General features: G+C 64.0%; 21 protein-coding genes. 10 read left to right on the top strand and 11 right to left on the bottom strand.

Features of this window, described 5'->3' with window-relative positions:
* Positions 1–29 precede the first annotated feature (29 nt).
* Both LGQ10_RS18805 and LGQ10_RS18800 read left to right on the top strand, forming a co-directional pair.
* The gene (locus LGQ10_RS18805; RefSeq protein ID WP_058436431.1) at positions 30–608 is read left to right on the top strand and encodes a cytochrome c oxidase assembly protein; all 579 of its coding nucleotides are present in this window, start codon (positions 30–32) and stop codon (positions 606–608) included.
* Positions 609–620: 12 nt separating this feature from the next.
* Positions 621–1,508: a cytochrome c oxidase subunit 3 gene (locus LGQ10_RS18800; protein ID WP_058436430.1), complete on the top strand. Its 888-nt coding sequence runs from the start codon at positions 621–623 to the stop codon at positions 1,506–1,508.
* 6 nt (positions 1,509–1,514) lie between these two features.
* On the opposite strand, the gene LGQ10_RS18795 is transcribed toward LGQ10_RS18800, so the two are convergent.
* Positions 1,515–1,718 (bottom strand): twin transmembrane helix small protein, encoded by a 204-nt coding sequence (locus LGQ10_RS18795; protein WP_058436429.1) that lies wholly within the window; start codon positions 1,716–1,718, stop codon positions 1,515–1,517.
* 71 nt (positions 1,719–1,789) lie between these two features.
* Between LGQ10_RS18795 and LGQ10_RS18790 the strand changes: the two genes are divergently transcribed.
* From LGQ10_RS18790 to LGQ10_RS18770, 5 genes are read left to right on the top strand one after another with little or no spacing between them, the layout of a single operon-like run.
* Entirely contained in the window at positions 1,790–2,530 is a 741-nt protein-coding gene (locus LGQ10_RS18790) for an SURF1 family protein (protein WP_058436428.1), read from the top strand.
* Positions 2,496–3,086: a hypothetical protein gene (locus LGQ10_RS18785; RefSeq protein WP_226522862.1), complete on the top strand. Its 591-nt coding sequence runs from the start codon at positions 2,496–2,498 to the stop codon at positions 3,084–3,086. The genes LGQ10_RS18790 and LGQ10_RS18785 overlap by 35 nt, the downstream gene beginning before the upstream one ends.
* Positions 3,087–3,096: 10 nt before the next feature.
* Positions 3,097–4,176, top strand: a complete 1,080-nt coding sequence (locus LGQ10_RS18780; protein WP_058433312.1) for a COX15/CtaA family protein — start codon at positions 3,097–3,099, stop codon at positions 4,174–4,176.
* Positions 4,164–5,066 (top strand): heme o synthase, encoded by a 903-nt coding sequence (gene cyoE, locus LGQ10_RS18775; protein WP_226522861.1) that lies wholly within the window; start codon positions 4,164–4,166, stop codon positions 5,064–5,066. Before LGQ10_RS18780 ends, cyoE begins: the two co-directional genes overlap by 13 nt.
* Positions 5,063–5,698: an SCO family protein gene (locus tag LGQ10_RS18770; RefSeq protein WP_226522860.1), complete on the top strand. Its 636-nt coding sequence runs from the start codon at positions 5,063–5,065 to the stop codon at positions 5,696–5,698. The genes cyoE and LGQ10_RS18770 overlap by 4 nt, the downstream gene beginning before the upstream one ends.
* 174 nt (positions 5,699–5,872) lie before the next feature.
* Here LGQ10_RS18770 and LGQ10_RS18765 read toward each other — a convergent pair whose 3' ends face one another.
* The 3 genes from LGQ10_RS18765 to LGQ10_RS18755 form a co-directional block, all read right to left on the bottom strand.
* Entirely contained in the window at positions 5,873–6,646 is a 774-nt protein-coding gene (locus LGQ10_RS18765) for a MetQ/NlpA family ABC transporter substrate-binding protein (protein ID WP_226522859.1), read from the bottom strand.
* A gap of 62 nt (positions 6,647–6,708) precedes the next feature.
* The gene (locus LGQ10_RS18760) at positions 6,709–7,383 is read right to left on the bottom strand and encodes a methionine ABC transporter permease (protein WP_058436925.1); all 675 of its coding nucleotides are present in this window, start codon (positions 7,381–7,383) and stop codon (positions 6,709–6,711) included.
* The gene (locus LGQ10_RS18755; protein WP_058436926.1) at positions 7,383–8,390 is read right to left on the bottom strand and encodes a methionine ABC transporter ATP-binding protein; all 1,008 of its coding nucleotides are present in this window, start codon (positions 8,388–8,390) and stop codon (positions 7,383–7,385) included. The genes LGQ10_RS18760 and LGQ10_RS18755 overlap by 1 nt, the downstream gene beginning before the upstream one ends.
* Positions 8,391–8,633: 243 nt before the next feature.
* Between LGQ10_RS18755 and katE the strand changes: the two genes are divergently transcribed.
* Positions 8,634–10,799 carry a catalase HPII gene (katE, locus tag LGQ10_RS18750; RefSeq protein WP_264194097.1) on the top strand — a complete coding sequence of 722 codons (2,166 nt, stop codon included), beginning with the start codon at positions 8,634–8,636 and terminating at the stop codon, positions 10,797–10,799.
* A gap of 36 nt (positions 10,800–10,835) precedes the next feature.
* Here katE and LGQ10_RS18745 read toward each other — a convergent pair whose 3' ends face one another.
* Genes LGQ10_RS18745 through zur form a run of 4 tightly spaced genes read right to left on the bottom strand, consistent with a single transcriptional unit; the run spans position 10,836 to position 13,626 of the window.
* Positions 10,836–11,555, bottom strand: coding sequence for a PA5502 family lipoprotein (locus tag LGQ10_RS18745; protein WP_226522857.1), 720 nt, complete (start codon positions 11,553–11,555; stop codon positions 10,836–10,838).
* A gap of 37 nt (positions 11,556–11,592) precedes the next feature.
* The gene (gene znuB, locus LGQ10_RS18740; RefSeq protein WP_058433295.1) at positions 11,593–12,381 is read right to left on the bottom strand and encodes a zinc ABC transporter permease subunit ZnuB; all 789 of its coding nucleotides are present in this window, start codon (positions 12,379–12,381) and stop codon (positions 11,593–11,595) included.
* Entirely contained in the window at positions 12,374–13,144 is a 771-nt protein-coding gene (znuC, locus tag LGQ10_RS18735) for a zinc ABC transporter ATP-binding protein ZnuC (protein ID WP_226522856.1), read from the bottom strand. Before znuC ends, znuB begins: the two co-directional genes overlap by 8 nt.
* The gene (zur, locus tag LGQ10_RS18730) at positions 13,144–13,626 is read right to left on the bottom strand and encodes a zinc uptake transcriptional repressor Zur (RefSeq protein WP_058437420.1); all 483 of its coding nucleotides are present in this window, start codon (positions 13,624–13,626) and stop codon (positions 13,144–13,146) included. The genes znuC and zur overlap by 1 nt, the downstream gene beginning before the upstream one ends.
* A 66-nt stretch (positions 13,627–13,692) precedes the next feature.
* Between zur and LGQ10_RS18725 the strand changes: the two genes are divergently transcribed.
* Positions 13,693–14,613 (top strand): zinc ABC transporter substrate-binding protein, encoded by a 921-nt coding sequence (locus LGQ10_RS18725; protein ID WP_226522855.1) that lies wholly within the window; start codon positions 13,693–13,695, stop codon positions 14,611–14,613.
* Positions 14,614–14,700: 87 nt separating this feature from the next.
* Here LGQ10_RS18725 and LGQ10_RS18720 read toward each other — a convergent pair whose 3' ends face one another.
* Positions 14,701–15,651, bottom strand: coding sequence for a homoserine kinase (locus LGQ10_RS18720; RefSeq protein WP_226522854.1), 951 nt, complete (start codon positions 15,649–15,651; stop codon positions 14,701–14,703).
* Positions 15,652–15,716: 65 nt separating this feature from the next.
* Positions 15,717–16,004, bottom strand: a complete 288-nt coding sequence (locus LGQ10_RS18715; protein WP_226522853.1) for a DUF2782 domain-containing protein — start codon at positions 16,002–16,004, stop codon at positions 15,717–15,719.
* A 74-nt stretch (positions 16,005–16,078) separates the two neighbouring features.
* On the opposite strand from LGQ10_RS18715, the gene polA reads away from it, so the two are divergent.
* Positions 16,079–18,868, top strand: a complete 2,790-nt coding sequence (polA, locus tag LGQ10_RS18710; RefSeq protein ID WP_226522852.1) for a DNA polymerase I — start codon at positions 16,079–16,081, stop codon at positions 18,866–18,868.
* 408 nt (positions 18,869–19,276) lie between these two features.
* Here the strand turns inward: polA and yihA are convergent, their stop codons facing one another.
* Positions 19,277–19,918, bottom strand: coding sequence for a ribosome biogenesis GTP-binding protein YihA/YsxC (yihA, locus tag LGQ10_RS18705; protein WP_226522851.1), 642 nt, complete (start codon positions 19,916–19,918; stop codon positions 19,277–19,279).
* Positions 19,919–20,018: the final 100 nt, after the last annotated feature.

The raw sequence follows: 20,018 nt of genomic DNA, 5'->3' as shown, positions 1-20,018 counted from the left end.
CTGCTGACCCCCTCCTGGAGGATGGGCTGATGGCTGAGCTCTCGTTGAAGAAGCTGGTCACGCGCCTGTTGCTGGTGGTGCTGGCGATGTTCGTCTTCGGTTTTGCCCTGGTGCCGATCTACGACGTGATGTGCAAGGCCCTGGGTATCAACGGCAAGACGGGCGGGCAGTACCAGGACGGGCAGCAGCAGGTCGATGTGTCGCGCCAGGTGCGGGTGCAGTTCCTGTCCACCAATGCCATCGACATGGTCTGGGATTTCTATCCCAAGTCCGATGACATCGTGGTCCACCCCGGGGCGGTGAACGAGATGGTGTTCATCGCTCGCAATCCCAGCGACCACCCGATGAGCGCCCAGGCCATCCCGAGCATCTCCCCCAGCAGTGCGGCGGTGTACTTCCACAAGACCGAATGCTTCTGCTTCACCCAGCAGGTGCTGCAACCCGGCGAGCAGATCGAGATGCCGGTGCGTTTCATCGTCGATCGCGACATGCCCAAGGATGTGAAGCACCTGACGCTGGCTTACACGCTGTTCGATATCACCGCGCGTCATCCACCCGTGGCGGCCGCCGCCAAGACCGGCGGCCAGGCGTCCTGGGATGCCCGATAAGGAGAACAATCAATGGCGACTCATGAGCACTATTACGTTCCCGCCCAGAGCAAGTGGCCCATCATCGCCACGGTGGGCATGTTCATCACCGTGGCTGGCCTTGCGACCTGGTTCAACGATCTCAAGGCGGCGCGCCCGGAATCCCACGGCCCGCTGATCTTCTTCGTTGGCGGCCTGTTGCTGGCCTACATGCTGTTCGGCTGGTTCGGCGCGGTGATCAAGGAAAGTCGCGCCGGCCTGTACAGCGCCCAGCTCGACCGGTCGTTCCGCTGGGGCATGAGCTGGTTCATCTTTTCCGAGGTGATGTTCTTCCTGGCCTTCTTCGGCGCCCTGTTCTATGTGCGGCACCTGTCCGGCCCCTGGCTTGGCGGCGAGGGCCACAAGGGCATCGCCCATACCTTGTGGCCGAACTTCCAGTTTGTCTGGCCGTTGCTCGAAAACCCCGACCCGAAGCTATTCCCCTCGCCCAAGGGCACCATCAGCCCTTGGGGCTTGCCGCTGCTCAACACCGTGCTGCTGGTGAGTTCCAGTGTCACGGTGACCATTGCCCACCACGCCCTGAAGAAGGGCCATCGCGGGGCGCTGAAGCTCTGGCTGGCGCTGACCGTGGTGCTGGGGTGCGCGTTCCTGGGCTTCCAGGCCCAGGAGTACATCCACGCCTATCACGAGCTGGGGCTGACCCTGGGCTCGGGGATCTACGGCGCGACCTTCTTCATGCTCACCGGCTTTCATGGCGCCCACGTGACCATCGGCACCCTGATTCTGTTCGTGATGCTGATGCGGGTGATGCGTGGGCATTTCGATGCCGAGCACCAGTTTGGCTTCGAGGCCGCCAGCTGGTACTGGCACTTCGTCGACGTGGTCTGGATCGGCCTGTTCGTTTTCGTCTACGTGCTCTGAACAGCCTTACCAGGGGGAATGGGAGACCAGCTGGCCGCTGAAGAAGCCCCAGGCGATCAAGCCCACGGTGATCACGGCCAGGCCTACCCGAATACTCAGCGACGTCAGCAAACGCTTGGATTGGCTGTCGTCCTTGACCAGAAAGAACAGGCCGCTGAACAGGCTGATGACCGTGGCAATCAGCATCAGGACGATGGCTGCTTTGAGCATGGTGGGACTCCGGGGGCAAGCGCGATGCAAGTCAGTATAGCGAGTGGATTTCCCAACTTTGCGGCGCGGCCATGAAGGGCTTCCGGCCGGGTGTGGTGCCGACCCTGGTGGTGTTTGCATTGCTGCCGGTGCTGGTCTGGCTGGGGTTCTGGCAACTGGCGCGCGGCGAACAGAAACGCCAGCTGCTGGACAGCTACGCCGAACGCCGGACGGCCACACCGATGCCGGTGTTCGAACTGCTGGAGGCCACCGACCCGGCCTTCTTGCGGGTGCGCCTGCACGGGCATTTCGATGACGCACACAGCCTGCTGCTGGATAACCGCCTGCATGACGGCCAGGTCGGGGTCGAGCTGTTGCAGCCTTTCCTGGATCAGGCCAGCGGCCGCTGGTTGCTGGTCAATCGTGGCTGGCTGCCCTGGCCCGACCGGCGCACGCCACCACGCTTCGACACCCCGCAGCAGAGCCTGGACCTGGTGGCCTGGGTCTACGTCGTGCCCGGCTCGGCCTTCCAGCTCCAGGCCGACCCGAGCGGGGCACGCTGGCCACGGCTGGTGACGGCCGTGGTGCCGGACGCGCTGTGGAGCGAACTGGGCCGCAGCGGTTTCGCCCATGAGGTGCGCCTGGAATCCGGCCCCGGCGCCTACCTCACACAGTGGCCCGTGGTCTCCATGGGTCCGGAGAAGCACCAGGCCTATGCGGCGCAGTGGTTCGCCATGGCGCTGGCCCTGCTTGTCCTCTACGGCTACTTCGGCTGGCACAACGCACGGGAGAAACGCCATGGGAACGGCCATGAATCCACTCAACATCTCTGACACCCGGGAGCCCAACCGGCGCCGTGGACGTTGGCAACTGGTGCTGATCGTGCTGATGGTGATCGGTCCGATGATCCTCGCCACCAGCATGTACAAGCTGCAGTTCTGGGTGCCGGAAAGCCGCAGCTACCACGGCGAGCTGATCGGCAATGGCCAGACCCGCGCCGAGATTGGCGTGCAGTCCGAGGATGACCGCTGGCAGGTCCTGGTGACGGCGCCCCAGGGCTGCCTGCAAGAGTGCCAGCAACTGGTGTACCTGGCGCGGCAGATCCAGGTGGCCCTGGGCCGCGATGCCTCGCGGGCCAGTCATGCCCTGGCCAGTGCCCAGCCGCTGGAGCCTGGGTACGCGTCCAGGTTGCAGGCCGAGTACCCGCAACTGCAGCGCTACCCGCTGGAACTGGCCACATTCGCCAAGGGCGCGAAGGACTCGCAGGCACCGCAGCTGTGGATCGTCGACCCCCATGGCAACCTGGTGCTGCGCTACGACGCCCGGGTCAAGGGCAAGGACTTGCTCGATGACCTGCGCCACCTGCTGAAACTGTCGAATATCGGATGAGGGCAGCGACATGGCCAAACCTGGATTTCGCCTTGCCTTGTTCGCCACCCTGCTGGCGCTGATCGTGGTGCTGTTGGGGGCCTATACCCGGCTGACCCACGCCGGCCTCGGCTGCCCGGACTGGCCCGGTTGCTACGGCTTCATCAGCGTGCCGAAAAGCGAAGCCCAGCTGGCCCATGCCGAGCTGCATTTTCCCGAGTCGCCGGTGGAGGCGCACAAGGGCTGGAACGAGATGATCCACCGCTATTTTGCCGGCACCCTGGGCCTGCTGATCACGCTCCTGGCGGCCCGTTCCTGGACCCATCGGCGCTATCCCGGGCAACCCCTGAAGCTGCCGCTGTTCCTCCTATTGGTGGTGTTCGCCCAGGCTGCCTTCGGCATGTGGACCGTGACCCTCAAGCTCTGGCCCCAGGTGGTCACTGCGCACTTGCTGGGCGGCTTCGCCACCTTGAGCCTGCTGTTCCTGCTGACGCTGCGCCTGTCAGGCGTGCTGCCGGCGCTGATCGTCCCACGCCGCCTGCAGTACTGGGCCACGGCGGGGCTGGTGCTGGTGATCGGGCAGATCGCCCTGGGCGGATGGGTCAGTTCCAACTACGCGGCTGTGGCCTGCATCGACCTGCCCACCTGCCACGGCCAATGGTGGCCGCAGATGGATTTCGCCAACGGCTTCCACCTGACCCAGCACATTGGCCCCAATTACCTGGGCGGACAGCTGGACAGCGATGCCCGTACCGCGATCCACATGACCCACCGCCTGGGCGCGGTGCTGGTGAGTGTGGTGTTGCTGGGGCTGGCCTGGCAGTTGCGGCAGACCGGCATGACTCGCCTGGCCATGCTGGTGCTGGCGGCGCTGGCGGCGCAGGTCGGCCTGGGCCTGAGCAATGTGCTGCTGCACCTGCCGCTGCCGGTGGCGGTGGCTCACAACGCCGGGGGTGCTGCGCTGCTGCTGACCCTGGTACTGGTCAATTATCACGCCCGGACCAGCCTGGTGCAGGTCCGGGAGCGCCGGCCCCTGGGCTGGCGGCTCAGCCCACGCAAGCCGGTGTCGGGCCTGGTCACTATCAAAGGAGAGATGCCATGGCGACTCTGATTGGCGCACGCCAGCACCCCCAGGCGCTCTGGCGCGATTACCTGGAGCTGACCAAGCCCAAGGTGGTGGTACTGATGCTGATCACCTCCCTGGTGGGGATGTTCCTCGCCACCCGGGCCGGGGTGCCGTGGACGGTGCTGGTGTTCGGCAACCTGGGCATTGCCTTGTGTGCGGGCGGGGCGGCGGCGGTCAACCATGTGGTGGATCGGCGCATCGATGCGGTGATGGCCCGTACCCACAAACGTCCGCTGGCCGAGGGCCGGGTGTCGCCCCGGGCGGCGCTGGCCTTCGCCCTGTTGCTGGCAGTGGCCGGGCAAGCGCTGCTGCTGGCCTTCACCAACCCGCTCACGGCGTGGCTGACCCTGGCCTCGCTGTTGGGTTATGCGGTGGTCTACACCGGTTTTCTCAAGCGCGCGACGCCACAGAACATCGTCATCGGCGGGTTGGCCGGCGCGGCCCCGCCGTTGCTGGGCTGGGTCGCCGCCACCGGGCACATGAGCGCCGAGCCGTTGCTGCTGGTGCTGATCATCTTCGCCTGGACGCCACCGCATTTCTGGGCCCTGGCCATCCACCGCAAGGAGGAGTACGCCAAGGCCGATATCCCGATGCTGCCGGTGACCCATGGCGAGCACTACACCAAGGTGCATATCCTGCTCTATACCTTTGCCCTGCTGGCGGTGAGCCTGCTGCCCTTCGTGATCCACATGAGCGGCGTGCTGTACCTGGTCTGCGCCCTGGTCCTGGGCGGGCGCTTCCTGCAATGGGCCTGGGTGCTGTACCGTGGCACTCGACCGCACGCGGCGATCGATACCTTCAAGTACTCTATCTACTACTTGTTCCTGCTGTTCATCGCCTTGCTCGTAGACCACTACCTACTGTTGAACCTATGACCAGAACCCAGAAAACCGTCTTTATCCTCGTTGCCGTGGTCGCCCTGATCCTGGGGTTGACCGTCAACAAAGTACTGTCCGGCAAGGGCCAGGGCGACCCCACCGCGCTGATCGATGCCGGCATCATCATGTTGCCCCAGAGCCGCAGCCTGCCCGGGGTCAAGATGCTTGACCAGGATGGCCAGCCGGTGGTGGTGGATGAACTGAAGGGCAAATGGTCTCTGCTGTTCTTCGGCTACACCTTCTGCCCGGACATCTGCCCTACCACCCTGGCCCAGCTGCGCCAGATCAAGAGCGAGTTGCCCAAGGACGTGGTGGACCAGTTGCAGATCGTGCTGGTCAGCGTCGATCCCAACCGTGACACCCCGCAGCAGCTCAAGCAGTACCTGGGCTACTTCGACAAGGATTTTCGCGGCCTGACCGCCTCTTCGATGGAAGACCTGCAGAAGCTCGCCAACGCGGTGAGCATTCCCTTCATCCCGGCCGATACCAGCAAGCCCAACTACACCGTGGATCACAGTGGCAACCTGGCGGTGATCGGCCCGGACGGCAACCAGCGCGGTTTCATCCGTGCGCCGTTGAACAACCAGAAGCTGGTGGCCCAGCTGCCAGCGATGGTGCAGCGCAAGTAATGCTTGCCCTGTAGCCGCTGCCGCAGGCTGCGCCAAGGCGCGCAGCGCCTTCAGGATCGCCAGGGCGCGGCCTTCGGCAGCGGCCACACGAAGCTAGGTCACTAGGTCTGGGTGCATGTGCATGAAATGAAACGGGGCGCCCCAAGGCGCCCCGTTCGTGTTTCTGCGAGTCGATCAGAACGCCGGCACGATTGCGCCCTTGTACTTCTCTTCGATGAATTTCTTCACTTGCGGGCTGTGCAGGGCGGCTACCAGTTTTTTCATGGCGTCCGAATCCTTGTCGTCAGGGCGGGCCACCAGGATGTTCACGTAAGGCGAGTCCTTGCCTTCGATCACCAGGGCGTCCTTGGCCGGATCCAGCTTGGCTTCCAGGGCGTAGTTGGTATTGATCAGCGCCAGGTCGACCTGGGTCAGCACGCGCGGGATGGTGGCGGCTTCCAGCTCGCGGAACTTCAGGCCCTTGGTGTTCTCGCTGATGTCCTTGACGGTGGCCAGGATGTTGTTCGCGTCCTTGAGCTTGATCACACCGGCCTTGTCCAGCAGCAACAGGGCGCGACCGCCGTTGGTGGCATCGTTGGGCACGACCACGGTGGCGCCGTTGGGCAGTTCGGAGAGTTGCTTGTACTTGCTCGAGTAGGCGCCCAGGGGTTCGATGTGCACGCCGGCAACGCTCACCAGTTGGGTGCCCTTGGCCTTGTTGAACTCATCCAGGTAGGGCTGGTGCTGGAAGAAGTTGGCGTCCAGGCGTTTCTCGGCCACTTGCACGTTGGGTTGCACGTAGTCGGTGAAGACCTTGACCTTCAGGTCCACGCCTTCCTTGGCCAGGGCTGGCTTGACGAATTCCAGGATCTCGGCGTGGGGCACCGGAGTGGCAGCGACGGTCAGGGTTTCGGCGGCATGCGCGGAGAACGCGGCGACAGCTGCGAAAGCGACGAGTAGTTTTTTCATCGAACAAGCTCCTTGTAAGTCGCCCGACCCCGGGCGCCTGCCGGCCAGACCGGCGATTGCGTTTATTTACGGGAAAAGTGCACTACCAGCTTATCGCCAATGATCTGCAGAACCTGAACCAGCACGATCAGCAGCACCACGGTGACCAGCATCACGTCGTCCTGGAAACGCTGGTAACCATAACGAATGGCCAGGTCGCCAAGCCCGCCTGCACCCACCACGCCAGCCATGGCGGTATAGCCCACCAGGGCAATGGCGGTGACGGTGATGGCCGCGATGATGCCGGGACGGGCCTCTGGCAGCAGGGCGTTCATGATGATCTGCCGGGTCGTGGCGCCCATGGCCTGGGTCGCCTCGATGATGCCGCGGTCGACTTCACGCAGCGCGGTTTCCACCAGGCGGGCGAAGAACGTCGAGGCTCCCACCACCAGCGGCGGGATAGCGCCAGCCACGCCCAGGGAGGTGCCAGTGATGAGGATGGTAGTGGGGATCATCACGATCAACAGGATGATGAACGGCAGCGAGCGGATGGCGTTGACCACGAAGCCCAGCACCGAGTAGACCGATTTCTGTTCCAGCAGCTGCTTGGGGCTGCACAGGAACAGCAGGACCCCCAGGGGCAGGCCCACCAGCACGGTGAAGAACAGCGACGTGCTGAGCATGATCATGGTGTCGCTGGTGGCGATGCCGATATCGACCCAGTCGATATTGTCGAAGTACGTCAGTAGGTGTTCCATCAGCGCAGCACCTCCATGTGGACATCCGCCGCGGTGAAGCGGGCAAAGGCCGCTTCCATGTCACCGCCAGTGATGGCCAGGGTCAATTGCCCGTAAGGGGTGTCTTTGATGCGGTCGATGCGACCGGCCAGGATGCTGTAGTCGACTCCGGTCTCCCGGGCGACGGTGCCCAGCAGCGGCGCGTAGGTGGATTCGCCCTGGAAGGTCAGGCGCACGATGCGCCCCGGTACATGGGCGAAGTCGTCGCGCTGTTCGTTCTCGTCGACCTGCTCGTCTTCCTGGACGAAACGCTTGGTGGTCGGGTGCTTGGGGTGCAGGAACACCTGGGCCACGTCGCCCTGCTCGACGATCATGCCGGCGTCCATCACCGCCACCTGGTCGCAGACGCGACGGATCACGTCCATCTCGTGGGTGATCAGGACGATGGTCAGCTTCAGTTCGCGATTGATCTCGGCCAGCAGCTGCAGGACCGAGGCCGTGGTTTGCGGGTCCAGGGCGCTGGTGGCTTCATCGCACAGCAGGATCTTGGGCTTGGTGGCCAGGGCGCGGGCGATGCCGACGCGCTGCTTCTGGCCGCCGGACAACTGCGCCGGGTACTTGCGCGCATGGTCGGCCAGGCCCACGCGGGCCAGCAGTTCATTGACGCGTTTGTCGATCTCGGTCCGCGACAGGCCACCGGCGAGCAGCAGGGGCAGGGCCACGTTGTCGGCCACGGTCTTGGAGGCCAGCAGGTTGAAGTGCTGGAAGATCATCCCGACCTGCTGGCGGAACCGGCGCAGGCCGCTGGCGTCCAGCGCGGTGACTTCCTCGTTGTCGACGATGATCCTGCCGCCGCTGGGGTTTTCCAGGCGGTTGATCAGGCGCAGCAGGGTGCTCTTGCCCGCGCCGGAGTGGCCGATCAGGCCGAAGACCTGGCCAGCCTCGACCCGAAGATTGGTCGGGTGCAGTGCGGGATTGTCCCTACCGGCGACCCGATAGGTTTTATGGACGTTTTGAAACTCGATCACGTAGCGAACCTTGTGAGGCGCGTTAGAAAGGGGTCAGCGGTTAGCCGGGCGCGCATTTTAGCCTGTCCGTATAGAGGTTCTTAGCATTTATTTCGTAATCATCCTGCCATTTGGCAATAACGCGATCAAAGGTCATAAAAAAGGAACGCTCGCGCCGACTTCCCAGTCACTACTTAAGCCACTCGAAAGCGCCCAGGTGCCGTGCCTCGGCGCATCTGTCCACGAAGCCCAGGCACGCCAGGGATTTCGTCAACGAGGAGTATGTGTCTGATGAGTACCAAGAAAACCAGTACCCCGAACAGCCAGGCGGCCGGGACCGACACCCTGGACCGGGGCAACAGCAACGCCAAGCTCGAGAGCCTGGAACGGTTTCGCAGCGATGCGACCGGGCAGGCCCTGCGCACCAACCAGGGGGTGAAGATCGCCGACAACCAGAACACGCTGAAAGTCGGTGCCCGCGGCCCTTCCCTGCTCGAAGACTTCATCATGCGGGAGAAGATCACCCACTTCGACCATGAGCGGATTCCCGAGCGCATCGTCCACGCCCGGGGCACCGGGGCCCACGGTTTTTTCCAGAGCTACGACAACCACGCGGCGCTGACCAAGGCCGGCTTCCTGTGCGACCCAGGGAAAAAGACGCCGGTGTTCGTGCGTTTTTCCACGGTCCAGGGGCCGCGAGGTTCCGGCGATACCGTGCGCGATGTGCGGGGCTTTGCCGTGAAGTTCTTCACCGACGAGGGCAACTTCGACCTGGTGGGCAACAACATGCCGGTATTCTTCATCCAGGATGCGATCAAGTTTCCCGATTTCGTGCATGCGGTCAAACCCGAGCCCCACAACGAGATGCCCACCGGCGGTTCGGCCCACGACACCTTCTGGGACTTCGTTTCGCTGGTGCCGGAGTCCGCGCACATGGTGATCTGGGCCATGTCCGACCGGGCCATTCCCAAGAGCCTGCGCAGCATGCAGGGTTTCGGCGTGCACAGTTTCCGCTTGATCAATGCCGAGGGCCGTTCGAGCTTCGTCAAGTTCCACTGGCATCCGAAGGTGGGCACCTGTTCGCTGGTTTGGGATGAGGCACAGAAGCTGGCGGGCAAGGACACCGACTTCCATCGTCGCGACCTGTGGGAGGCCATCGAGACCGGTGACTATCCGGAGTGGGAGCTGGGCGTGCAGATCATCGCCGAGGAGGACGAGCACAGGTTCGACTTCGACATTCTCGACCCGACCAAGCTGATTCCCGAGGAACTGGTGCCCGTCACGCCGCTGGGCAAGATGGTGCTCAACCGCAACCCGGACAACTTCTTCGCCGAGACCGAGCAAGTGGCGTTCTGTCCGGGGCATATCGTGCCCGGGATCGACTTTTCCAACGATCCGCTGCTGCAGGGCCGGCTGTTTTCCTACACCGACACCCAGATCAGTCGCCTGGGTGGCCCCAACTTCCACGAGCTGCCGATCAACCGGCCCGTGGCGCCGTTCCACAATAGCCAGCGCGATGCCATGCACCGCTCCACCATCGACAAGGGACGAGCCTCCTACGAGCCCAATTCCATCGACGGCGGCTGGCCCAGAGAGACCCCGCCGGCGGCGCAGAACGGCGGCTTCGAGAGCTACAACGAACGCATTGATGCGCACAAGATCCGCCAGCGCAGCGAGTCCTTCAGCGATCACTTCTCCCAGGCGCGGCTGTTCTTCCACAGCATGAGCAAGCATGAGCAGGAGCACATCATCGCCGCCTACAGCTTCGAGCTGGGCAAGGTCGAGCGGCCGCAGATCCGCGAGCGTCAGGTGAACGAGATCCTTGCCAACATCGACTTGCAACTGGCCAGGCGCGTGGCCGAGAACCTCGGGCTGCCGGCTCCCAAGAAGGGCACGGTGGCCGAGCGCAAGGTCTCGCTGGCGCGCTCGCCGGCCCTGAGCCAGGCCAATTTGTTGTCGGGGGATATCAAGACCCGCAAGGTGGCGGTGCTGGTGGCCAATGGCGTCGATGGCGCGGCGGTCACGGCCTTGCGCAAGGCGCTCAAGGCCGAGGGCGCCCATGCCAAGGTGCTGGGGCCGACCTCGGCGGCGGTGACCACCGCGCAAGGCCAGGCGCTGGCGGTGGATGCCTCCATGGAAGGCTTGCCGTCTGTGGCGTTCGATGCGGTGTTCGTGCCCGGTGGCGCCCAGTCGATCAAGGCCCTGACCGGTGATGGGGTGGCGCTGCACTATGTGCTTGAGGCCTATCGGCACCTGAAGGCCATCGCCTTGCACGGCGAAGCCAGGGAGCTGTTGCAGGTGCTTCGCCTGGAGGCGGATGAGGGTTTGATCGTCGGTGGCGATGCCAAGGCGTTGAAAGCGTTCTTCGCCGCCATTGCCCAGCATCGGGTGTGGAGTCGCGAGCCCAGGGCCAAGGCGGTCCCGGCTTGAGGTGGTGGCCGGCAGCCCGTGGGCTGCCGGCCACTGTCATTGCGCCTGGCGTGGGGTCAGGACGACCTGGGCCGGTACGTGGCGCACGATCTGCCGGCTGATCTTCTGGTCGAAGGCGGGATCGAGCTTCTTCACCCGCTTGCCCAGCAGGGTCGAGAGCCAGGGATAGTCTTCGGTGCGCGGCACCTGGAGAGTGACGTCGCACTGGTAGTTCACCACGTCGGCGGCCAGGGCATCGAGCTGATGCCGCAGCTTGCGGATATCGGTGACGTTCAGGGCGATGGTGCTGCTGGGCGCCGCAGGGTCGATGAGCCTGGCCGGTGGTCGCGCTTCGGCGGCCTTCAGGGCGGCTTCGGCCTTGTCCAGTTCGGCCTTGCGGGCGTGGGCGATGGCGCTGTTGACGCCGCCGGTCAGGGCCGGCGCCTTGGGCATCAGGGCCCGGGCACGGCTCAAGGCGGTGGCTGCGGCGTTCACATCGCCCTTCTGCAGGACGATCTGGCTGCGCTGCAGGTAGGCCTCGGCCAGCTGGCGCTGGTACTGCACCAGTTGTGGGTCGTCCGGCGTTTGTGCCTGCAGGGTGCCCAACTGGTCCTCGGCGGTCGCCAGTTCGTTGCTGGCGATGCTTTGTTGCAGCTGTGCAATGGCCGTGGCCCGCGCATCGGGGACCTCGGTGGCGGCCGGTGGCGTGCTTTGGCAAGCCCCCAGCAGCAGGGAGAATGCGACAAGGAGCAGATAACGGGAGGCGAACGGCTTCATTCCTGCGACTCTCTAATTGCGCAAAAAGCGAGCAAGTCTACACCCCTCGACGGGGCAGAACAAAACTCAGCAGAAACAGTGCGGCGGCCGTGACCACGATCGATGGCCCGGCCGGGGTGTCCTTGAACCAGGACAAGGCCAGCCCGCCGACCACGGCCAGCATGCCCAGGAGGCTGGCGCCCAGGGCCATCTGCTCCGGCGAGCGGGCGTGACGCTGTGCCGCAGCGGCCGGAATGATCAGCAGGGAGGTGATCAGCAGTACCCCGACGATCTTCATCGCCACGGCGATCACCACTGCGATCAGCAGCATCAGCGCCATGCGCAGCGAGGCCACGGGCAGGCCCTCGACCCTGGCCAGCTCCTCGTGCACGGTGATTGCCAGCAACGGCCGCCACAGCGCCACCAGCAACAACAGCACGGCTGCGCTGCCGCCGAGGATCCATGCCAGGTCGCCGGGGCTGATCGCCAGCAGGTCGCCGAACAGATAGGCCATCAGGTCGATTCGCACTTCATGCATGAAGCTTAGTACCACCAGGCCCAGAGACAGGGTGCTGGGGGCAAGAATCCCCAGCAGTGTGTCGGATGCCAGGGGCTGGCGCTGTTGCAGGGTCACCAGCAGTACTGCCAGCAGCAGGCAGCCCACGGTGACCGCCACCGCCGGGCTGACATCCAGCAGGAAGCCCAGGGCCACCCCCAGCAGCGCGGCGTGGGACAGGGTGTCGCCGAAATAGGCCATGCGCCGCCAGACTACGAAGGAGCCCAGGGGGCCGGCGACCAGGGCCAGGGACAAACCTGCGAGCAGGGCATACAGCAGGAAATCAGCCATGCTTGCAGTTTTCTCCGTGGACATGGGGCTGGACCACGACCGAGCCATGCAGGTCGTGGGCGTGATCGTGATGGTGGTGATAGATCGCCAGGCTCGGGGCGTTCTTGCCGAACAGCTCGACGAAGGCCGGATCGCCGCTGACCTGCTCGGGGTGGCCGGAGCAGCAGACATGACGGTTGAGGCAGACCACCTGGTCGGTGGTGCTCATCACCAGGTGCAGGTCGTGGGAGACCATCAGCACGCCACAGCCGTGGCGGTCCCGCAGGCGGGTGATCAGGCTGTAGAGTTCGGCCTGGCCGGCCACATCGACGCCTTGCACCGGCTCGTCCAGCACCAGCAGCTCTGGCTCGCGCAGCAGCGCCCGGGCCAGCAGCACCCGCTGCATTTCTCCGCCGGAAATGCTCTGCACGGGGCTGTCGATCACCTGCTCGGCGCCCACTTCCTTGAGTGCCGCCAGGGCACGGGTGCGGTCCACTCCGGGCACCAGGCGCAGGAAACGCAGGACCGACAGGGGCAGGGTCGGGTCGACGTGGAGTTTTTGCGGCATGTAGCCGACCCGCAACCGGGGCTTGCGCCAGACGCTGCCGGTGTCGGGCTTGAGCAGGCCGAGCACGGCGCGTACCAGGGTGGTCTTGCCGGCGCCATTGGGGCCGATCAGGGTGACGATCTGTCCGGGTTCGACGCTGAGCTGGATGTTGTCCAGCACGCTCTGCCCGGCAAAGGTCACCCCGACCTGCTCGAGGCGGATCAATGCAGTGCTCATCAAGCCCCCTGGCAGCCCGAGCAGAGCCCGACCACCTCGACGGTCTGGCCTTCGACCACGAAGCCGACGTCGCGGGCGCTGTTGATGATCGCGTCGCTGATGGATTTCTGTTCGAGCTCGATGGCCGCGTGGCACTCGCGGCAGATCAGGAACTGGCCCTGGTGCGCGTGTTCCGGATGGTTGCAGCCGACGAAGGCGTTGAGCGAGGCGATGCGGTGCACCAGGCCGTTTTCCAGGAGGAAATCCAGGGCGCGGTAGACGGTGGGCGGGGCGGCGCGGCGACCGTCCTGCTCGCTGAGCACCGCCAGGATGTCGTAGGCGCCCAGGGGCTTGTGGCTTTGCCAGACCAGCTCGAGCACCCGTCGGCGCAGCGCGGTCAGGCGCAGGCCCTGCCGTGTGCACAGGGCATCGGCCTCCGACAGTGCGTTGTGCACGCAGTGAGAGTGGTCGTGTGGTCGGCTGGCGAGGGGTGTTTTAGGCATGAGCGGCGACGAGGTTGGTGAGAGACGTTATTATGTTACCCGCTATCGCCTCTTCGAGTGTTCATCGTGCCCCGACTTTTTCGTCTTTTTGTCGCTTTTGCCTTCAGCTTGTTCGCGATCGGTTCGGCCCAGGCCGACGTCCGGGTACTGACCAGCATCAAGCCGCTGCAGCTGATTGCCGCAGCCGTGCAGGATGGCGTGGCGATTCCCGAAGTGTTGCTGCCGCCGGGCGCCTCGCCGCACAACTACGCGCTGCGCCCCTCCGATGTGCGCAAGGTGCAGAGCGTCGACCTGCTGTACTGGATCGGCCCGGACATGGAAGGTTTCCTGCCGCGTGTCCTGAAGGGCCGCGGCCTGCCCTCGGTGGCGGTACAGGACCTGCCCGGCATGAAGCTTCGGCATTTTTCCGAAGACAGCCACTCCCACGCCGAAGAGGCCGATGAACATGACCACGATCATCGGCCGGGCACCCTGGATGCGCATCTCTGGCTGTCGCCGGTCAACGCCCGGGTGATCGCCACCCGCATGGCGGCCGACCTGAGCGCTGCCGATCCGGCCAATGCCGCGCGGTACCAGGACAACCTGAAGGCCTTCAGCGAGCGCCTGGATGCTCTGGATACCCGCCTGAAGGCTCGCCTGGCGGGCATCGCCGGCAAGCCGTACTTCGTCTTCCATGAAGCCTTCGATTATTTCGAGGACGCCTATGGCCTCAAGCACACCGGGGTGTTCAGTGTTGCCGCCGAAGTGCAGCCCGGAGCCCAGCATGTGGCAGCCATGCGCGCCCGCCTGCAACAGGTCGGCAAGACTTGCGTGTTCAGCGAACCGCCGCTGCGCCCGCGGCTGGCAGAAACCCTGGTGGCCGGTTTGCCGGTGAAGCTGGCCGAGCTGGATGCCCTGGGTGGCTACACCCCGGCTTCCGCGACGGGCTACGAGCAGGTGCTGGAGAAGCTGGGGAATGATCTGGCAGGCTGCCTGGAGCAGCTGTAGTCGGACGTTCCAGCTGGGGACCTCTTCTTCGCGGGCCAGCCTGCTCTTGCCATGACAGCGCAGGAGCGGTCTGGCCCGCGAAGCGTTTCAGAGGGCGAACGGCAGGGCTACGCTGACGTGCTGGCGCTGCGCCAGGTAGCGCTGGAACTCCATCGGGTCGTGAATCAGCACGTCCTGGCCAGCGAAGGTCTCGGCAGCGATCAGGCGTGACAGCCAGAAACGCACGCAGGCCACCCGCAGGATGGTTGGCCACAACTCGGCCTCGGCGGCGGTGAAGGGCCGCAGGGCCGCGTAGGCGCCCAGCAGGGCGCGGGCGCGCTGGCCATCGAGCACACCTTCGGCGTCGGAGCACCAGTCGTTCAGGGCAATGGCCACGTCGTACAGCATCGGTCCCGAGCAAGCGTTGTAGAAGTCGATCAGGCCGGTCAGGTGGGTGCCTTCGAACATGGCGTTGTCACGGAACAGGTCGGCATGGATGTTGGCCCGCGGCAGGGCGAGGATGCTGGTCTTCTGGGCGACGATTTCATCCAGCGCCCGCTGCAGCAGTTCCTGGGCCGCGCTATCCAGGTGCGGCAGCAGTTTTGCGCCTTCTCCCTGCATCCAGTCCAGGCCGCGATCGGTCTTGCGCTTGATCATGTTGTCCTTGGTGGCCACGTGCAGGTGACCCAGCAGCTCGCCGACCTGGACGCAGTGCTGGGCATTGGCCTGCTTGACGTGCTTGCCGGCCAGGCGCGGTTGCAGCAGCGCCGGCTTGCCAGCCAGTTCCCGCAGGGCGATGCCGTCAGTGGTGCGCAGGGCGTAGGGCACAGGCAGGTCCGCTTCGTGCAGTACGTCCAGCAACTCGATGAAGAACGGCATTTCCTGGATCGGGCCGCGCTCGACCAGGGTCAGGACGAATTCGCCCTGCTCCAGGCTGATGAAGAAATTGGTGTTTTCGCTACCAGCGGCAATCCCCTGGAAGTCAAGCAGGCGGCCGAGCCCGTACGGGGCGAGAAAGGTTTCCAGCTCGGGCCGAGCCAGGGGGGTGAACACAGACATGGTTGAGAACTGCCAGTACGGGCGCCGCTATCGAGACGGCGCCATTGAGTTGAAATGGGAGTGGCTTACCACTCGAAGATTTTCCACGAAGGGATCAGCATATCCGGCTGATCCGAACGGATGAAATTGCCGTCGGAGCCATCAGCGCGCACCAGGAAATAGGGTTTGCCACCCTTGGGTGTGACCTTGATGGCATACAGGAAGCCATTTTGCCGGTATTCCTGGATGGTCTTGTCACCTTCCGTGCGAATGGTCACTTCCGGGTCTGCCGATGGAGCATCTTCTGCGGCGATCACTGCCACGGGAGAGAGTGCAATCAGGCTGGCCAGCAGCAAGCGATTTAGTGTGCGCATGATAACCTTGTCCCTTTGTCGTCAACGGTCCCGCTATTCTAGCGCCGGACCCGCCCAAAAGGTTGATCCTACTCATGAGCCAAGCCCCCCTCGTCCTGGTGGACGGATCGTCCTACCTGTACCGCGCCTTCCACGCACTGCCACCGCTGACCACCTCCAGAGGCATGCCGACCGGCGCGGTCAAGGGCGTGCTGAACATGCTCAAGAGCCTGCGTAAACAGTACCCGCACAGCCCGTTCGCCGTGGTGTTCGACGCCAAGGGCGGCACCTTCCGCGATGAAATGTATGCCGAGTACAAAGCCAACCGCCCAAGCATGCCGGACGACATGCGTGTGCAGATCGAGCCCCTGCATGCCAGCGTGATCGCCCTGGGTTTCCCCCTGTTGTGCGTCGAAGGCGTGGAGGCCGACGACGTGATCGGCACCCTGGCCCGCAGCAGCTCGGCGGCGGCCCGGCCAGTGGTGATTTCCACCGGTGACAAGGACATGGCGCAGTTGGTGGATGGGCACATTACGCTGGTCAACACCATGTCCGGTAGCAGCATGGATGTTGAAGGCGTAAAGGAGAAATTCGGTGTCGCTCCCGAGCAGATCATTGATTACCTGGCGTTGATGGGCGACTCCTCCGATAACATTCCTGGCGTTCCGGGCATTGGTCCGAAAACCGCCTCCGGCCTGCTGGTGGGCGTCAACGGTGGCCTCAAGGAGCTGTACGAGCAGCTCGACATTGTGCCGACCCTGCCGATCCGGGGAGCCAAGACCCTGCCGGCCAAGCTCGAAGAGCACAAGGAAATGGCCTTCCTTTCCTATCAGTTGGCCACCATCAAGATCGACGTGCCGCTGGACGTGGGGCTGGATGACCTGCACCTGCGCGAGCCGGACCGCGAGAAGTTGATGGAGCTCTACAGCTTGATGGAGTTCAAGAGCTGGATCGACGAACTGGGGCGCGATGCCAAGCGCGTCGAGCTCGATACCGCCGCGACTGCCTTGACACTGGAGTCCCCGGCCCAGGCCGAGCAGGCGCCGCTGGAGCTGCAATACGAAACCATCCTCGACCAGGGGCGCTTCGATGCCTGGCTGGACAAGCTCAAGGGCGCCAAGCTGATCGCCTTCGATACCGAGACCACGGGCATCGATGCGCAGCAGGCGCAACTGGTGGGCTTGTCCTTCTCGGTCAAGGCTGGGGAGGCGGCCTACGTTCCCCTGACTCATTCCTACATGGGCGCGCCGGAGCAGCTGGACCGCGACACCGTGTTGCTGGCCCTGAAGCCGTTGCTGGAGGACCCCAAGCTGCTCAAGGTCGGCCAGCATGCCAAGTTCGACATGAACATCCTGGCCAACTGCGCCATCGGTGGCGACCAGGCCAATGGCATCACCATGCGCGGCGTGGCCTTCGACACCATGCTCGAATCCTATGTGCTCAACTCCACCGCAACCCGCCACGACATGGACAGCCTGGCGCAGAAGTACCTGGACCACAGCACCGTGAGCTTCCAGGACATCGCCGGCAAGGGCGCCAAGCAACTGACCTTCGACCAGATTCCGCTGGAGCAGGCGGGGCCCTACGCCGCCGAGGACGCTGACGTGACCCTGCGTCTGCACCAGGCTCTGTTCGAGAAGCTGACCGCGATCCCGAGCCTGGCCAGCGTGCTGACCGACATCGAGATGCCATTGGTACCGGTGCTGGCGCGTATCGAGCGCCAGGGTGCGCTGGTGGACGACAAACTGCTGGGCGTGCAGAGCATCGAGCTGGGCGACAAGATGGTGGCCCTGGAGCGCGAGGCCTTCGAGATTGCCGGCGAGGAATTCAATCTGGGCTCGCCCAAGCAGTTGGGCAGCATTCTCTACGACAAGCTGGGCCTGCCGGTGCTGAAGAAGACCGCCAAGGGCCAGCCGTCGACCGCCGAAGAGGTGCTGGCCAAGCTGGCCGAAGACGATTACCCACTGCCCCGGGTGCTGATGCAGTACCGCTCCATGAGCAAACTCAAGAGCACCTACACCGACCGCCTGCCGGAGCAGATCAACCCGCGCACGGGGCGGATCCACACCTCCTATCACCAGGCGGTGGCCTCTACCGGGCGCTTGTCCTCCAGCGACCCGAACCTGCAGAACATTCCGGTGCGCACGGCCGAGGGCCGGCGAATTCGCCAGGCTTTCGTCGCCCCGGCTGGCTACAAGCTGCTGGCGGCGGACTACTCGCAGATCGAGCTGCGGATCATGGCTCACCTGTCCCGGGACGAAGGGCTGCTCAATGCCTTTCGCAACAACCTGGACGTGCACACGGCCACCGCGGCCGAGGTGTTCAAGGTCGAGCTTGCGGATGTCACGTCCGATCAGCGGCGCAGTGCCAAGGCCATCAACTTCGGCCTGATCTACGGCATGGGCGCGCAAAAGCTGGGCAAGGACATCGGCGTCGATACCAAGCAGGCCAAGGCCTATATCGATACCTACTTCGCCCGCTATCCCGGGGTGCGTGAATACATGGACCGTACCCGCGCCCAGGCGGCCGACCAGGGGTACGTCGAAACCATCTTCGGTCGCCGCCTGTACCTGCCGGAGATCAACTCCAACAAGCCCCAGGAGCGGGCCGGCGCCGAACGCACCGCGATCAACGCACCGATGCAGGGCACTGCGGCGGACATCATCAAGAAGGCCATGGTGGCGGTGGACAACTGGCTGCAGTCCTCGGGGCTGGATGCCCGGGTGATTCTCCAGGTGCACGACGAACTGGTGCTGGAAGTGCGCGAGGACCTGGTCGACCAGGTGCGCGAAGAGATCCGCGGCTACATGAGCGGCGCGGCGACTCTGGATGTACCGCTATTGGTCGAAGTCGGGGTGGGAAACAATTGGGATGAGGCCCATTAAGGGGACTCCATGGCGGTTTTTGCCGCGGCATAGTGTCGCGGCAAAAACTGGCGGAAAGCTATTAGCACGGAAAATTTCATCGTTTATTGCCAATAGTTTTTGCAGCGCTCGGAACTAAATCGAGTCATGCCTACTCAGAGGTACTGAATGGCTGGTGAAGCCCTTCAATGCTCCTATGTTGTGTTAAGTGTTGGCAGATATCTGGACCCCGCCCTAGCGGTCTAGAACTTGAACCCCGAACTTCCCCCTCCCCATATGAAGTCCGGGGTTTTTTTTGCCTGAAAATTGCCTACGTGGCGACCATGCTGCGTTAAAAAGCGGCGGGAAGTGCTCATTTAGGCCCCTAAACTCCGCTTTCCCGCCACTTTTTGCCTTGCCTGATCACCGGGCAGACAATTTTTATCTCTCTCAAGCCTCGATCTCGGCACCTTTGTCGGCCAGTTCCAGCCAGCCCGCCAGCACGGTGTAGGCCTCTTCCAGACCCATGCGCTTGGGTGCGGAGAACAGCTGGATAGTGATGGCTTCGCCCCAGCCCTTGCGGATCTGCGACTGGACCTTGAGCAGGCTGTTCTTGGCCGCGCCGTAGGTCAGCTTGTCGGCCTTGGTCAGCAGGATGTGCATGGGCATGCCGCTGGCGACGGCCCAGTCCAGCATCAAGGTGTCGAAGTCGGTCATCGGATGACGGATATCCATCATCAGGATCAGGCCCTTGAGGCTCTCGCGGCTGCCCAGGTAGGCCTCCAGGTGACGCTGCCAGTGCTGCTTCAGCGGAATCGGCACCTTGGCGTAGCCGTAGCCTGGCAGGTCGACCAGACGGCGATCGTCGTCTAGCTTGAAGAAGTTCAGCAACTGCGTGCGACCCGGGGTCTTCGAGGTGCGTGCCAGGCTGGCGTGGGTCAGGGTGTTCAGGGCGCTGGATTTACCGGCGTTGGAGCGCCCGGCAAAGGCTACTTCGAAGCCGGCGTCGTCCGGGCATTGATCGACCTTGGCGGCGCTGAGCATGAAAGTGGCCTGTTGGCACAGGCCGAGGATGGGGTTCTTCAGTTGCATGGGATTTCCGAATAGGGGCGATGCCAAGGGTGGGTGCGGCGAGCGGTGTCGTTTAAGTTTCAGTAACGCCAGTATATAATGCCGCAGATTTTGTGTGCGC

Origin of the sequence: Pseudomonas sp. L5B5 (assembly GCF_020520285.1) — a bacterium.
GTDB lineage: Bacteria > Pseudomonadota > Gammaproteobacteria > Pseudomonadales > Pseudomonadaceae > Aquipseudomonas.
Note: the sequence above shows the minus strand (reverse complement) of the source record. Positions and strands in the feature narration are given on the sequence as shown.

Bases quoted from the DNA above. Each gene is read 5' to 3' on its own strand.
- polA (WP_226522852.1), top strand. From the start codon at position 16,079: ATGAGCCAAGCCCCCCTCGTCCTGGTGGACGGATCGTCCTACCTGTAC.
- LGQ10_RS18780 (WP_058433312.1), top strand. From the start codon at position 3,097: ATGGCCAAACCTGGATTTCGCCTTGCCTTGTTCGCCACCCTGCTGGCG.
- LGQ10_RS18765 (WP_226522859.1), bottom strand. From the start codon at position 6,646: ATGAAAAAACTACTCGTCGCTTTCGCAGCTGTCGCCGCGTTCTCCGCG.
- znuB (WP_058433295.1), bottom strand. From the start codon at position 12,381: ATGGCTGATTTCCTGCTGTATGCCCTGCTCGCAGGTTTGTCCCTGGCC.
- LGQ10_RS18790 (WP_058436428.1), top strand. From the start codon at position 1,790: ATGAAGGGCTTCCGGCCGGGTGTGGTGCCGACCCTGGTGGTGTTTGCA.
- LGQ10_RS18770 (WP_226522860.1), top strand. From the start codon at position 5,063: ATGACCAGAACCCAGAAAACCGTCTTTATCCTCGTTGCCGTGGTCGCC.
- LGQ10_RS18720 (WP_226522854.1), bottom strand. From the start codon at position 15,651: ATGTCTGTGTTCACCCCCCTGGCTCGGCCCGAGCTGGAAACCTTTCTC.
- zur (WP_058437420.1), bottom strand. From the start codon at position 13,626: ATGCCTAAAACACCCCTCGCCAGCCGACCACACGACCACTCTCACTGC.
- LGQ10_RS18800 (WP_058436430.1), top strand. From the start codon at position 621: ATGGCGACTCATGAGCACTATTACGTTCCCGCCCAGAGCAAGTGGCCC.
- yihA (WP_226522851.1), bottom strand. From the start codon at position 19,918: ATGCAACTGAAGAACCCCATCCTCGGCCTGTGCCAACAGGCCACTTTC.
- LGQ10_RS18715 (WP_226522853.1), bottom strand. From the start codon at position 16,004: ATGCGCACACTAAATCGCTTGCTGCTGGCCAGCCTGATTGCACTCTCT.
- LGQ10_RS18745 (WP_226522857.1), bottom strand. From the start codon at position 11,555: ATGAAGCCGTTCGCCTCCCGTTATCTGCTCCTTGTCGCATTCTCCCTG.
- znuC (WP_226522856.1), bottom strand. From the start codon at position 13,144: ATGAGCACTGCATTGATCCGCCTCGAGCAGGTCGGGGTGACCTTTGCC.
- LGQ10_RS18805 (WP_058436431.1), top strand. From the start codon at position 30: ATGGCTGAGCTCTCGTTGAAGAAGCTGGTCACGCGCCTGTTGCTGGTG.
- LGQ10_RS18795 (WP_058436429.1), bottom strand. From the start codon at position 1,718: ATGCTCAAAGCAGCCATCGTCCTGATGCTGATTGCCACGGTCATCAGC.
- LGQ10_RS18785 (WP_226522862.1), top strand. From the start codon at position 2,496: ATGGGAACGGCCATGAATCCACTCAACATCTCTGACACCCGGGAGCCC.
- cyoE (WP_226522861.1), top strand. From the start codon at position 4,164: ATGGCGACTCTGATTGGCGCACGCCAGCACCCCCAGGCGCTCTGGCGC.
- LGQ10_RS18760 (WP_058436925.1), bottom strand. From the start codon at position 7,383: ATGGAACACCTACTGACGTACTTCGACAATATCGACTGGGTCGATATC.